At 71.1% G+C, this 14011-nt stretch carries 9 protein-coding genes; 8 read left to right on the forward strand and 1 reads right to left on the reverse strand.

Annotation, left to right across the window (positions count from 1 at the left end; translation table 11 throughout):
• Nucleotides 1-22 precede the first annotated feature (22 nt).
• The 7 genes from ACWDEW_RS27645 to ACWDEW_RS27675 all read left to right on the forward strand — a co-directional run bounded on the left by ACWDEW_RS27645 (nucleotide 23) and on the right by ACWDEW_RS27675 (nucleotide 11034).
• Complete coding sequence (locus tag ACWDEW_RS27645) at nucleotides 23-1525, forward strand: DUF4192 domain-containing protein (protein ID WP_450515951.1); 1503 nt, start codon at nucleotides 23-25, stop codon at nucleotides 1523-1525.
• A gap of 431 nt (nucleotides 1526-1956) precedes the next feature.
• On the forward strand, nucleotides 1957-3930 hold the full coding sequence (locus tag ACWDEW_RS27650; RefSeq protein WP_450515953.1) for a glycogen debranching N-terminal domain-containing protein: 1974 nt from the start codon (nucleotides 1957-1959) through the stop codon (nucleotides 3928-3930).
• Nucleotides 3931-4060: 130 nt separating this feature from the next.
• Entirely contained in the window at nucleotides 4061-4819 is a 759-nt protein-coding gene (locus tag ACWDEW_RS27655; RefSeq protein ID WP_019072914.1) for an NUDIX hydrolase, read from the forward strand.
• 91 nt (nucleotides 4820-4910) lie between these two features.
• Nucleotides 4911-7022, forward strand: coding sequence for an ATP-binding cassette domain-containing protein (locus ACWDEW_RS27660; RefSeq protein ID WP_450515955.1), 2112 nt, complete (start codon nucleotides 4911-4913; stop codon nucleotides 7020-7022).
• Nucleotides 7023-7184: 162 nt separating this feature from the next.
• A complete protein-coding gene (locus tag ACWDEW_RS27665) occupies nucleotides 7185-8072 on the forward strand; it encodes a FadR/GntR family transcriptional regulator (protein WP_086022045.1) in 888 nt (295 codons plus the stop codon).
• Nucleotides 8073-8502: 430 nt separating this feature from the next.
• On the forward strand, nucleotides 8503-10044 hold the full coding sequence (locus tag ACWDEW_RS27670; RefSeq protein ID WP_450515958.1) for an RNA polymerase sigma factor: 1542 nt from the start codon (nucleotides 8503-8505) through the stop codon (nucleotides 10042-10044).
• A gap of 132 nt (nucleotides 10045-10176) precedes the next feature.
• The gene (locus ACWDEW_RS27675; RefSeq protein WP_450515960.1) at nucleotides 10177-11034 is read left to right on the forward strand and encodes a S1 family peptidase; all 858 of its coding nucleotides are present in this window, start codon (nucleotides 10177-10179) and stop codon (nucleotides 11032-11034) included.
• 115 nt (nucleotides 11035-11149) lie between these two features.
• On the opposite strand, the gene ACWDEW_RS27680 is transcribed toward ACWDEW_RS27675, so the two are convergent.
• Nucleotides 11150-11383 (reverse strand): DUF7455 domain-containing protein, encoded by a 234-nt coding sequence (locus ACWDEW_RS27680; protein WP_019072919.1) that lies wholly within the window; start codon nucleotides 11381-11383, stop codon nucleotides 11150-11152.
• 441 nt (nucleotides 11384-11824) lie between these two features.
• On the opposite strand from ACWDEW_RS27680, the gene ACWDEW_RS27685 reads away from it, so the two are divergent.
• Entirely contained in the window at nucleotides 11825-13945 is a 2121-nt protein-coding gene (locus tag ACWDEW_RS27685; protein WP_450515962.1) for a DNA gyrase/topoisomerase IV subunit B, read from the forward strand.
• Nucleotides 13946-14011: the final 66 nt, after the last annotated feature.

The raw sequence follows: 14011 nt of genomic DNA on the forward strand, positions 1-14011 counted from the left end.
CGATTCGCGAGATCGTCAACGCATGACGAATCACAGCGAAACGACCGGATCCTCCGAAAACGGCGACATCGAGCCCACCGCGTACGACCGACACGGCGCCGACCACCAGGTCACCCTGCGCACCCCGGCCGAACTCGCCGACGCCCTCCCGTACCTCCTCGGGTACCGCCCCGAGGACAGCATCGTCCTCGTCGCCCTGCACGATCGAGGCGGCCGGGGCCGCTTCGGCGGCCGAGCCCGGCTCGGCATTCCCGCCGGCGCGGACGACTGGGCGTCCGTGGCACGGCAGTTGGCCCACGGCCTCGTGACCGGCAGCGAGCGCAGGGGCACCCGGCCCGAGCAGATGATCGCCTACGTCTGCCAGGAACCGGCACCCGGCGAGTCGGGGCGCCAGGTCATGGAGCGTCTGCGTCCGCTGGTGCAGAACCTGCGCACCGAGTGCGGCCGTCTCGATGTGACGGTCATCGAGGCGCTCTGCATCTCGGACGGCCGCTTCTGGTCCTACTGCTGCCCGATCGAGGGATGCTGCCCGGTCGACGGATCCCCGATGGGCCTGCCCGGCACCTCCGTGCTGGCCGCCGCGGCGACCTACGCGGGGCTCCAAGTACGCGGCACACTCCGCGAGTTGCGCAGCAGGCTGCAACCTTGGGAGACGGCCGCCGCGCTGGAGCAGGAAGCCGCCCTCGACGCCGCCGGTTCGGCCCTGGTCCCTCGCATCCTCGACGACGCCTACCGCGCGGACGTGGCACACGAGACGCTGGACCTCGCCCGGTTGGTCCTGAACCGGTTCGCCGCGGCACCACCCGTGTCCGGCACCCACCAGTCGGACCTGCGCGACGACCAACTGCTGGCCCATGACGAAGCGGCCACACTGATCCTCGGTCTCCAGGACCGTACGACCCGCGACCGCGCGGCCGAATGGATGGAGGGCGACGAGGCGGTTCCGGCTCTGCGCCTCTGGCGCGCGCTGGCCCGCCGCTGTGTCGGGCCCTACGGCGAACATGCCGCGGCTCCACTCACACTCGCGGGCTGGGTCGCCTGGTCGACGGGAGACGACCTGGAGGCCAGGGAAGCCCTGGCCATGGCCCTGGGCGCCGACTCCGACTACCTGTTCGCCCGCCTCCTGCACCAGGCCTGCAACGAGGGCCTGGACCCGGAGTCGATCCGCCGCTGCCTGCGCGCGGAACGGAAGGACTGTGCGGGTGCGGATGCCGGTGGGGCGGGCGACGCGCAGGCCGCCGACGGTTCGGCGCCGCGGGGCGCGAGCGGTTCCGGCGACGTCCCGGCACCGGTGGGAACGCCCTCGGCTTCCCGCCGTCGGCGCCGCGCGCGTACCGCCGACGGAGTCGAGGGCCGTCCGCGTTCCGCCGAACCGGACGGCTCCCGCCCTCGCACACCGGCGCAGAGCACCGCACGTCCCGGCGGCACGCGTGCCCGCGCTTCCGGGAAGAGCGGTTCGCGGCGCCGTGACACCTGCTCGGAGCGGCCTCTGCCGGGGAGCAACGGCATTGAGGGGGACGGGTGATCAAGACATGGGGGACCGATGCCGCGCGTCCGTCTCCTTCGCTCCACCGCCATTCGGTCGGCTTCCCGGGCCGCGGGCGTGACCAGGAGGAGTCCGGCTCCGTTCACCTGAGTGGCGGAACGCCTGATCGGGTCGTGTCGCCGTACTGCCCTTGTCCTTCCGGGACTCTCCATCCGGCGCCGAACACGTCCGAGGCGCACAGAGCGCAGAAGAAGCCGCCCATGCATCAGCCGACTCCGCCCTCCGATGCCCGTGACCGCCCTGGCGGAAGCTTGTCGCAGCCGTCGCAGCCGTCGCAGCCGTCGCAACGGGAGGCGGAGGGTTTGGCGCCCGGCCACATTCGCCGTCCACCGCCACCCCCGGCCCGGTCTCCGGCACCGTCCCCGCTTCGGTCCTCTTCCCTCTCCCCGCCCCAGAATTCTGTTCCGCACATGCCTCGTCCGGCGCCCCGCCGTTCCGTCGAACTGCCACCCACCCACAACACGTTGATCTGCGTCGCCCTCCCGGGCCTCGCCGTCTCCACCGAGCAAGGTCAGCTGAACGGCCGGGGGTTGGAGGGGTTCTACCGTGCGGGTCGGCGGGTGCTCTCCCGCTGTCAGGTGCGGGTGGCCGGACGTGAGCCGCTGGCGGTGCAGGCCAGGATGACGGGGGCCGACCGTGCGCATTTCGTGGGGACGGTGAGGGTGTCCCCGGACTGCGGCCCGGACCCCGACCTCGTGGTCGAGCGGACCCGGCACGCCGGCGGTATGGAGCGCATCACCCTGCGCAGCGTGTCCTGGCGCCCGCTGCGCCTGCCGGTCGAGGTGGCGCTCGGCACGGACCTGGCGGACCTGGGCGCGATCGCCGCGGGCGGCACGGGACCCGAACTCCCCGCCACCGTGCACGACGCCGGGCTGCGCTGGTCCGGTGCCACCGGGAGTTCGACGGTCACCGCCGATCCGCCGCCCGCCGACGCGCTGGCCTCTGCGGGGCTGCTGCGCTGGGAGTTCGAACTGCCGCCGGGCGGTACGGCGAGTGTGGAACTGCGGGTACGGCCGGACGGCGCGGGACCGGTCCGGGCCGTGGGCCACGGGGCGACCAGCCCACTGGCCTCCGCACGGGCGGCCGGTGACGACCCCCGGGTCCAGGTGCTGCTGCGAACCAGCGTCGAGGATCTCCAGGCACTGCTGCTGCGCGACCCCGCGCACCCCTCCGACACACACCTCGCGGCCGGGGCGCCCTGGCGGTGCGGTCTGGCCCCGGCGGAGTCGCTCACGGCGGCCCGCATGACCTTGCCCCTCGGCACACGGCTCGCCGCGGGCACACTGCGGACCCTGGCCCGGACCCAACTCCCGCGCCCCGGAGCACAGTTCGGAATGATCCCGGGACCGCGCCGCGACGCCGGCGCCCATCTGCCGCCGGGCTGCACGGGGACGGAGGCGACCCTGCTCTTCCCGGTGCTCCTCGCGGAGGCCCGCCGCTGGGGGCTCCCGGAGCAGGAGACACGGGAGCTGCTGCCGGCCGCCGAACGCTGTCTGACCTGGTTGCGGACCACCGTGGGCGACGGCACCTATCTGCGTGATCCGCAGCCCGGGGGACCGGTCCGGTGCGAGACACAGGCCCACGCCCACCGGGCAGCACTGCTCGGAGCCGATCTGCTGGACGCGTTCGGCAGACCCGGTGGTGTCGAACTCCGGCAGTGGGCACAGGAGTTGCGCACCGTCTTCCGCGCGGACTTCTGGATCGGGGACCTGGGCGGCGGTCGTCCGGCGGCGGCCCGGCTTCCGGACGGACGCCTCGTGCCACACCTCGGTGCGACCGCGGCCCATCTCCTCGACACCGGACTGCTGGGCGGCGGTGAGTACGCACCCGGCCTGCTCGACAAGGCGCGGACCGAACAACTCGCCCGGCTGCTCGGAGGCCCGGCCATGGACTCGGGCTGGGGGCTGCGCGGCCTGGGCGCGAAGGAACCGGGATTCAGCCCGTTCGGTCACCGGAGCGGCGCCGTGCGGGTGCAGGAGACGGCGATCGCCGTCGCGGGCCTGGCCGCCGGCGGCCACGAGAAGGAGGCGACCTCACTGTTGCGGGGCGTCCTGGCGGCGGCCGAGGCGTTCGGACACCGGCTCCCCGAGATGTACGCGGGGGAGCAGCGGACGGAGGGGAGCGCTCCCGTTCCTCACCCGGCCGCCTGCCGCCCGGCGGCCACGGCGGCAGCCGCCGGAGTACTGCTGCTGACCACCCTCGCGGGCATCCGCCCCGACGCCCCCGCCGGGACGGTCACCCTCCGTCCGGTCCGCAGCGCGCCCCTGGGCGAGATCGGCCTGACGGGACTGCGAATCGCGGGCGCCCCCTTCTCCGTACGGGTCGGCCGACTCGGTGTCGCCATGGTCGAGGAGGCGGCCGCCGGACTGCAATTGGGAGCGTGACCTCGCACGAGTCCGTGTCGGCCGAGGGCCGTAAGCGGAGGATCAATCGCGTATCGCACCGAAGTGGATCAGTCACGGCGGTACCGGCGAAGGGAGTGTTTATCGTCAGGCAGACGACTATGATCGCCGCATGTCCTACGACCCGTCAGCGTATCCGCCCTTCGCCGTCACCGTGGACCTGGTCGTGCTGACCGTGCGCCGCCATGCTCTGTGCGGGCTGGCGGTACGCAGGGGCGAGCCGCCCTTTCAGGGACGCTGGGCGCTGCCAGGCGGCTTCGTGCGGGCGGACGAGGACCTGGCCCAGGCCGCCGCCCGTGAACTGGCCGAGGAGACGGGACTGCGTGCCCACGATCCGGCGGTCCCCGCCCAGGACAACGGAGCGCACCTGGAGCAACTCGCGACCTACGGCGACCCCAAACGCGACCCGCGGATGCGTGTCGTCAGCGTCGCCCACCTCGCACTCGCCCCCGACCTGCCCGCACCCCGCGCCGGAGGTGACGCCAGCAACGCGCGCTGGGCGCCCGTAGAGGAGTTGCTGCAACAGGGCGGCTTCGGACGCGACGGCGACCCGGTGGCGCCGCTCGCCTTCGACCACGCGCAGATCCTGTCCGACGGGGTGGAGCGTGCCCGTTCGAAGATCGAGTACTCGTCTCTGGCCACGGCGTTCTGCCCCACCGAATTCACCGTCGGTGAACTGCGCCGCGTCTACGAGGCGGTGTGGGGCGTGGCGCTCGACCCGCGCAACTTCCACCGCAAGGTGACCGGCACGCCCGGCTTTCTCGTCCCGACCGGCGGTACGACGACCCGTCAGGGCGGACGCCCGGCGCAGCTGTTCCGGGCCGGCGGGGCCACGCTGCTCAACCCGCCGATGCTGCGCCCCGAGGTGTGACGTCGTAGCACCGCGAACCGGGTGACCAAGCGTTGCGGTGCGGGCCGTTCGATGCCCGAAAAAACGGACATAGCGCGCTATCTTGCTGTGGGTGATCCAGGCCTTCGGACTGACCAGCAACGCCCGCAAGGAGCATCCGCCCGCCGTCGACGACGTCTCCTTCGAGGCCCGTGCGGGCTGCGTCACCGCACTCCTCGGAGTACCGGGTGCGGGGAAGACGACCGCGCTCAGGCTCATGCTAGAACTCCAACAGGGGCGTGGAATCACCTACTTCAGGGGCCGCCCGCTCCATCGCATCGCTCACCCGTCGCGCGAGGTCGGCGTGCTCCTGGGCGACGTGCCGGGACATCCGGCCCGCTCGGTCCGCGGCCATCTGCGGATGCTGTGTGCCGCGGCGGGTGTTCCGGCCCGGCGGGCCGACGAGGTCCTCGAAGTGGTCGGCCTCGTCAGCCTGCGCGACGAACGCCTCGGCAGCCTCGCCCGCGGCATGGACCGCCGCCTCGGCCTCGCCTGTGCCCTGCTGTCCGACCCGCACACGCTGGTGCTGGACGAACCCGCCGGCGAGCTCTCCGCCCGCGAAAGCCGCTGGTTGTACGGCATGCTGCACGCGCACGCCGCGCAGGGCGGCACGGTCCTGTTCACCACGGCCGACCCCAAGGAGGCCGCCCGCAGCGCCGACCGGGTCGTCACCCTCGAACAGGGCAGACTCCTCGCCGACCAGGAGGCCGGAGACTTCGCCCGCACCCGGCTGCGCCCCCGCGTCGCCGTCCGCACCCCACACGCCGCCCGCCTCGCCGCTCTCCTCGCCAAGGAGGCCCGCACCGCGCACCGCTCCGTCGAAGTCGTACGGGAGGAGGGCAACCGCCTTTCCGTGTACGGCAGCACGTGCGCGGAGGTCGGCGAGACGGCGTTCCGGCACGACATCCTCGTACACCAACTCGCCGACGAGATCGGCGACATGGGGCCTGGGGCCGGTACGTCCCCTAAGGGGGAGGCGGAATCCAGTGACGAGCCGCGAGTGCCGGCCCCCTCGTCACCGGCGGCGACGGCGTCGCCTCTCACGGACGTGCCGTTCGCCGAGCCGCCGTCGTCCCTGACCACACCTGCCCTGCCCACCGCCGGGCCCGCGGCTGCCGAGGAGGCCGAAGAACCGGAACCCGTCGCCCAAGCCCACCCGCCGCACGAGGAACAGGCGGCTGCCGTCAGCCCCTTGCGCGACATCGCCGTTGACCCCGTCGCTCAGCCGACCACCGCAGGCGTCCCTGCGACACGCGGCCCCGGCGCGCCGAGTCCAGCCCGCACAGGACTGGTCCCTCTCATCGACCCCGCAGAGGCAACGGGCGCTCTGCCTCGCGCGCGTGCCACGCGCCCCTCGCGAGCCGCCACCCTCGACGCCCTGTCCCCGCTCCCACCCCCCATCTCCGTTCGCTCCGCCCCCAGTCCACTGCGCCCGCTCCGTTACGAGCTGCGCCGTGCCACCGGTATCGGCACCGGGTTCCTGACCGGGGCCGCCGTACTGGTCGTCTCCGCCCTCACCGCACTGCTGTTGGCCCGCATCGGGCACACCCCGCAGCCGCGCCTGCTGGCCGCGTGGCCGCGGGAGCTGCCGCTGCCGCCCGCGGCCCTCGGCGCGGGACTGCTCGGGGCGTTCGCCTTCGGCGACGAGTTCCGGCACCCTGCCCTGGCGGCGGACCGCGGCACCGTCCCCCGGCGGATGGGGCTGCTCCTCGCGAAGCTCCTCGTCTCCGCGGCCACCGCGCTGCTGCTGGGCTTCCTCACGGTGGGCTGCGACGCCGAAGTGCTCTATCTCGTATACGGTCGGGAGCTCGCGCAGGTTCCCGCCGACTGGCTTTCGGCGAGCGCGAGTTGGACCGGCCTGCTCGTCGGGTGCGCCTGGGCCGGAGTGCTGGCCGCGGGCATCTTCCGGTCCACCACGGCCGGGCTCGCCGCGGTGGTCGCCGTACCGGTTCTCGTCGTACCCCTCGTGCACAAGGCGCTGGAAGGGCCGGCCGTGCGGGCCGCGGCGGGCCTTCCCCTGCGATTGCGGAAGGTGTTCCTGCTGCAGTGGCCCTTCGGGGGTGAGCGGTACCTGTCCGCGGTGGCGCGAGTGATCGTCCAACCCGTGGGCGGGGCACTGACGTTGTCGCTGACCGCACTGCTCTGCGCGTATCTGCTCACGACCCTGCGTAGCAGGGTCCGATGACGGCCGTGCGCGCCCTTCAGGTCCCGCTCTGCGCACAACTCCCCGGAGAAAGCCCATTTCTTTCCGATAAGGCGTCAATTGCGACGGGGTGAGCGATCACCCTTTCGTGTGCTTTTCACCAAAGACCTCAAGGGAGTTGGGACCAACGCCGACAAAGGATCCGTGAGTACCCTTGCGCACACCATGATGACCGCCGCCCGCTCCGCAGACTCCGGTCTCGCCGGCCCGGGCGAACTCGACCGCTACCCCTATGCCGAGGCGCCCGTCACCGAGCGCCTCGGAGCCCCTTCCTGGGACGGTTCCGACCCCGAGCTGGGCCGCGTGGGCCGTCGTGCCGCGGGCAGCCGCGGACGCGGACTGCACGGCCAACTCGTCCAGCAGCTGGGTCAGATGATCGTCTCCGGTGATCTGGGCGCCGACCGCCCGCTGGTGCCCGAGGAGATCGGCCAGCGCTTCGAGGTCTCCCGCACCGTCGTCCGCGAGTCGCTGCGCGTCCTGGAGGCCAAGGGCCTGGTCAGCGCCCGCCCGAACGTCGGCACGCGCGTGCGTCCCGTCAGCGACTGGAACCTCCTCGACCCGGACATCATCGAGTGGCGCGCCTTCGGCCCGCAGCGCGACAACCAGCGCCGCGAGCTGAGCGAGCTGCGCTGGACGATCGAGCCGCTCGCCGCGCGCCTCGCCGCCGGGCACGGGCGCGAGGACGTCCAGCAGCGCCTCTCCGACATGGTCGAGATCATGGGTCACGCCATGGCGCAGGGCGACGCGCTGACCTTCTCCCGCGCGGACGCCGAGTTCCACTCGCTGCTCATCCAGGTCGCGGGCAACCGCATGCTGGAGCATCTTTCCGGGATCGTCTCGTCGGCCCTCCAGGTCTCCGGCGGCCCGGTCACGGGCTGTGACCGCCCGAACGACGCGTCCCTGGCGCACCACGCCCGGATCGTCGACGCCCTCGCCGCCGGTGACGGCGCGGCGGCCGAGGCGGCCATGCGGCAGCTGCTCATCGTGCACCCCGAGGTGGAGCGCGTGGTGCCCGCCCCGCGCGAGCACTGACGCGCCGGGTGGCAGGCGCGGTCGAGGTGCGCCGCGCTTCCGTGGCGCCGCCCGGCCCGGTCGCCGCCTTCTGCCGGACCCCGCAGGATCCTCCAGGGGACCGGCGGGGTCCGGCGGTGTGACGGGCGCCGGATCTCGCCGAGAAGTGCCTCGCGGGGCCCTGGGTGACCTCCTCTGCCCGCGTCTGACCGTTTTTGAGCGCTTACGGGGTGTGACTCGGGCCACGCAGATTGGGCGTAACGCTCGCGGGAACTGCGCGATGACCTAAGAGGTGACAGCCGCGGAAGGGAATACGGACGCCGTTCAAGGCGCTGTGATTCTTCCCGGCCCCAGCCCGCGCCGCCGGCCCATCCCCAAGTCGGCGGTCGTCGGTTCCTGTCCGTACCGGACGGGGCCGGAAGCCGTTTTCCATCGTTCCGAGAGGTTGTTCGTGTCGGCCAGCACATCCCGTACGCTCCCGCCGGAGATCGCCGAGTCCGTCTCTGTCATGGCGCTCATCGAGCGGGGAAAGGCTGAGGGGCAGATCGCCGGCGATGACGTGCGTCGGGCCTTCGAAGCTGACCAGATTCCGGCCACTCAGTGGAAGAACGTACTGCGCAGCCTCAACCAGATCCTCGAGGAAGAGGGTGTGACGCTGATGGTCAGTGCCGCGGAGCCCAAGCGCACCCGAAAGAGCGTCGCAGCGAAGAGTCCGGCCAAGCGCACCGCCACCAAGACGGTCGCCGCGAAGACGGTGACCGCCAAGAAGGCCACCGCCACCGCGACTCCGGCGGCGCCTCTCGCCGACGCTCCCGCCGAGGACGACGCCCAGAAGGCCGTAGCCAAGAAGGCGGCGCCCGCCAAGAAGGCGGCCGCCAAGAAGGTCGCCGCCAAGAAGACGACCGCTGCGGCGGCCAAGAAGACCAGCGCCAAGAAGGACGACGCCGAGCTCGTCGACGACGAGGCCGTCGAGGAGACCCCCGGCAAGACCGGTGACGAGCCCGAGGGCGCCGAGAGCGCCGGCTTCGTGCTCTCCGACGAGGACGAGGACGACGCGCCCGCGCAGCAGGTCGCCGCTGCCGGTGCCACCGCCGACCCCGTCAAGGACTACCTCAAGCAGATCGGCAAGGTCCCCCTCCTCAACGCCGAGCAGGAGGTCGAGCTCGCCAAGCGCATCGAGGCCGGTCTGTTCGCCGAGGACAAGCTGGCCAACGCCGACAAGCTCGCCCCCAAGCTCAAGCGCGAGCTGGAGATCATCGCCGAGGACGGCCGCCGCGCCAAGAATCACCTCCTGGAGGCCAACCTCCGTCTGGTGGTCTCCCTGGCCAAGCGCTACACCGGTCGCGGCATGCTCTTCCTGGACCTCATCCAGGAAGGCAACCTCGGTCTCATCCGCGCGGTGGAGAAGTTCGACTACACCAAGGGCTACAAGTTCTCGACGTACGCCACCTGGTGGATCCGTCAGGCGATCACCCGCGCGATGGCCGACCAGGCCCGCACCATCCGTATCCCGGTGCACATGGTCGAGGTCATCAACAAGCTCGCGCGCGTGCAGCGCCAGATGCTCCAGGACCTGGGCCGCGAGCCCACCCCGGAGGAGCTGGCCAAGGAACTCGACATGACCCCGGAGAAGGTCATCGAGGTCCAGAAGTACGGCCGTGAGCCGATCTCCCTGCACACCCCCCTGGGCGAGGACGGCGACAGCGAGTTCGGTGACCTCATCGAGGACTCCGAGGCCGTCGTCCCGGCCGACGCGGTCAGCTTCACGCTCCTCCAGGAGCAGCTGCACTCCGTCCTGGACACCCTCTCCGAGCGCGAGGCCGGTGTGGTCTCGATGCGCTTCGGTCTCACCGACGGTCAGCCGAAGACCCTCGACGAGATCGGCAAGGTGTACGGGGTCACCCGTGAGCGCATCCGCCAGATCGAGTCCAAGACCATGTCGAAGCTGCGCCACCCGTCGCGCTCGCAGGTGCTGCGCGACTACCTCGACTAGGCCGTAGTCGTACGTCACGGAAGGCCCGGTTTCCCCTCGGGGAGCCGGGCCTTCGTGCTGCCCGCAGGTGCGCGGCACGGCGTGCTGGATCACTCTGGGTCTCTCATCACCACCCCAGAGTGAGGAACGTGCATGCGTCGTCCCTTTGCCCGGGCGCTGGCCCGGCCGCTGGTCCTGGCGGCTGCCGCGTCCGCCATACCGCTGGTCTCCGCGGCCCCCGTGGCCGCCGACAGCATCGTCGTCGGCGGGTTCCCGGTCGATGTCTCCGTGAGCCCGTGGACGGTGGCGCTGTCCAGCCGTGACCGGTTCGGGGGTACCCGGGCGGGACAGTTCTGCGGCGGTGTCGCCGTGGCCCGGACCACCGTGCTGACCGCGGCCCACTGCATGGGCGACGACGTCCTGGGTGCGCCACCGAACCGCGCGGGCGACCTCAAGGTCGTCGCGGGCCGTACGGACCTGCTCTCGGGCAGTGGCCAGGCGGTAGCGGTACGGGACGTGTGGGTCAACCCGGACTACGACACCGTCAGCAACGCCGGCGACTTCGCCGTGCTCACCCTCGCTTCGCCGCTGCCCCAGAGCTCGGTGATCGGGATGGCGGCCACGGGTGACACGGCCTACCGGCCGGGCACGGCCGCCACCGTCTACGGCTGGGGCGATCTCAGCGGCGGCGGCGACTACGCGGGCAGCCTGCACGCCGCGCGTGTCCATGTGCTGCCCGACGCCCGCTGCGAGGAGGCGTATCCGGGCGGTGCGGACGGCACCTACCTCCCGGAGGCCATGGTGTGCGCCGGAGAGCCCCAGGGGGGCCGTGACGCCTGTCAGGGGGACAGCGGGGGGCCGCTGGTCGCCCAGGGCCGGCTGATCGGGCTGGTGTCGTGGGGAAGCGGGTGCGGCCGGGCCGGGAGCCCCGGCGTCTACACGCGGGTGTCCGACGTCCTGCGGACGCTCGGCCGCCATCGCGGTGCACCGGGCCCGCACAAGAGCGCCTGACGACCGCTGAGGGCATCGGTGGATACGAGGACGGGCGGCCCCGCTCCTGTGGTTCAGGAGCGGGGCCGCCCGTCGCCGGCCTGTGCCGGTGCTGGCTCGTCGTGGACGCGAAGTGTCAGCGCTCTTCTTCAGGAGTGCTTGCTGCGGGAGCTGCGGTCAGTCGCTCCGACTCGTCCTGTATCTCAGCGGCGATCTTCTTGAGTTCCGGCTCGAACTTGCGGCCGTGGTGGGCGCAGAAGAGCAGTTCTCCGCCGCTGAGCAGCACGACGCGCAGGTATGCCTGGGCGCCGCAGCGGTCGCAGCGATCGGCGGCCGTCAGCGGGCTCGCGGGGGTCAGAACAGTAGTCACGTCGCCTCTTCTCTAGCTCGACGAGCTGTCGTACCAGGGTCAACATCCAACCAGCCCGAAAACGTTCCCGCTCTGGGCTTTTCCTCGAAAAATTCTTCCGGGGCGGCTGTCTGCTGCCGGTTGGCGGCGAATGTGCCGTATTGCGTGTCTATGTGTCTGTACGGGTTCGCGCTGTGGGTCGGGGTCGGTCCTCCCGGCTGGGTTGCCGGTTGTTCATGAGGACGTGCCCGGAGCCTAAATGGTTCATGCCCCGAAGGGAACGTGATATGTACTTCACTCCATCGAGGGATCGAACAGGTATACGACCCTGGACTAGTGTGAGGAGGAGACGAGGGTGGCGTTACAACGGCTCTACCAGGCCTCGGTACCCTCTGAGCGGCAACCGAAGCCGGGCCCTTACCCAAAAGGGCCTCATCTGAAATTCAGCGAGGAGCGAACCGCGTGACCGCCGAAACGTCCGTGCCGTCGACAGCGCTGCTGGCAGGAGCAGACCGGGACGGTTCCAACTACACCGCGCGGCACCTGCTCGTCCTTGAGGGGCTAGAGGCCGTACGCAAGCGCCCGGGCATGTACATCGGGTCGACCGACAGCCGTGGCCTGATGCACTGTCTGTGGGAGATCATCGACAACTCCGTGGACGAGGCCCTCGGGGGCTACTGCGACCACATCGAGGTGATCCTGCACGACGACGCCTCGGTGGAGGTGCGGGACAACGGCCGGGGCATCCCGGTCGACGTCGAGCCCAAGACCGGCCTCTCCGGTGTCGAGGTCGTCATGACCAAGCTGCACGCCGGCGGCAAGTTCGGCGGCGGCTCGTACGCCGCCTCCGGCGGTCTGCACGGCGTGGGTGCCTCCGTGGTGAACGCCCTGTCCGCGCGGCTCGACGTCGAGGTCGACCGCAACGGCAGCGTCCACGCCATCAGCTTCCGGCGCGGTGTGCCCGGCTCCTTCGCGGGCGCCGGCCCCGACGCCGCCTTCGAGCCCGGTGGTCTGCGCAAGACCAAGCGGATCCCCAAGACCCGCATGGGCACACGTGTGCGCTACTGGGCCGACCGCCAGATCTTCCTCAAGGACGCCAAGCTCTCTCTGGAGAACCTGCATCAGCGGGCCCGCCAGACCGCGTTCCTGGTGCCCGGGCTGACCATCGTCGTCCGCGACGAGTACGGCCTCGGCGAGGGCGGCAGCAAGGGTGAGGAGTCCTTCCGCTTCGACGGCGGCATCAGCGAGTTCTGCGAGTACCTGGCGAGCGACAAGCCGGTCTGCGACATCCTCCGTCTGACGGGTCAGGGCACCTTCAAGGAGACCGTGCCCGTCCTGGACGACCACGGCCAGATGACGCCCACCGAAGTCACACGCGAACTCGGTGTCGACATCGCGCTGCGCTGGGGGACCGGCTACGACACGACCCTCAAGTCGTTCGTCAACATCATCGCCACCCCCAAGGGCGGCACCCACGTCGCCGGCTTCGAGCAGGCCATCGTGAAGACGATGAACGAGGTGGCGCGCGCCAAGAAGCTGCTGCGCGTCGCCGAGGACGACGTCGTCAAGGACGACGCCCTGGAAGGTCTCACCGCGGTCGTCACCGTCCGGCTCGCCGAACCCCAGTTCGAGGGGCAGACCAAGGAGGTGCTCGGTACATCGGCGGCCCGCCGTATCGTCACCAACGTGGTCACCAAGGAGTTCAAGGACTTCCTGACCTCGACGAAGCGCGACGCGGCGGCCCAGGCCCGAGTGGTCATGGAGAAGGCCGTCGCCGCGGCCCGTACCCGTATCGCGGCCCGGCAGCACAAGGACGCGCAGCGCCGCAAGACGGCCCTGGAGTCCTCCTCGCTGCCCGCCAAGCTCGCCGACTGCCGCAGCGACGACGTCGAGCGCAGCGAACTGTTCATCGTCGAGGGAGACTCCGCGCTCGGTACCGCCAAGCTCGCCCGGAACTCCGAGTTCCAGGCGCTGCTGCCGATCCGAGGCAAGATCCTCAACGTCCAGAAGTCGTCCGTCACCGACATGCTGAAGAACGTCGAGTGCGGCGCCATCATCCAGGTCATAGGAGCGGGATCGGGCCGCACCTTCGACATCGACGCGGCCCGCTACGGCAAGATCATCATGATGACCGACGCCGATGTGGACGGCTCACACATCCGCTGTCTGCTCCTGACCCTCTTCCAGCGCTACATGCGGCCCATGGTCGAGGCCGGCCGGGTGTTCGCCGCGGTGCCGCCGCTGCACCGCGTCGAGCTCGTCCAGCCCAAGAAGGGCCAGGACAAGTACGTCTACACGTACTCGGACCGCGAACTGCGCGAGAAGCTCCTGGAGTTCCAGAGCAAGGGAGTCCGGTACAAGGACTCCATCCAGCGCTACAAGGGTCTCGGCGAGATGGACGCCGACCAGCTTGCCGAGACCACGATGGACCCCCGTCACCGCACTCTGCGCCGGATCAACCTCTCCGACCTGGAAGCGGCCGAGCAGGTCTTCGATCTGCTGATGGGCAACGACGTGGCACCGCGCAAGGAGTTCATCTCCAGCTCGGCCGCGACACTGGACCGGTCGCGCATCGACGCGTGACCGCCGACGTGCGACCGACGGCGCCGGGCATCGGCTCCGGTTCCGTTCCGAGCCCAACCCGGGCCC

The organism is Streptomyces sp. NPDC001100, from assembly GCF_053598575.1.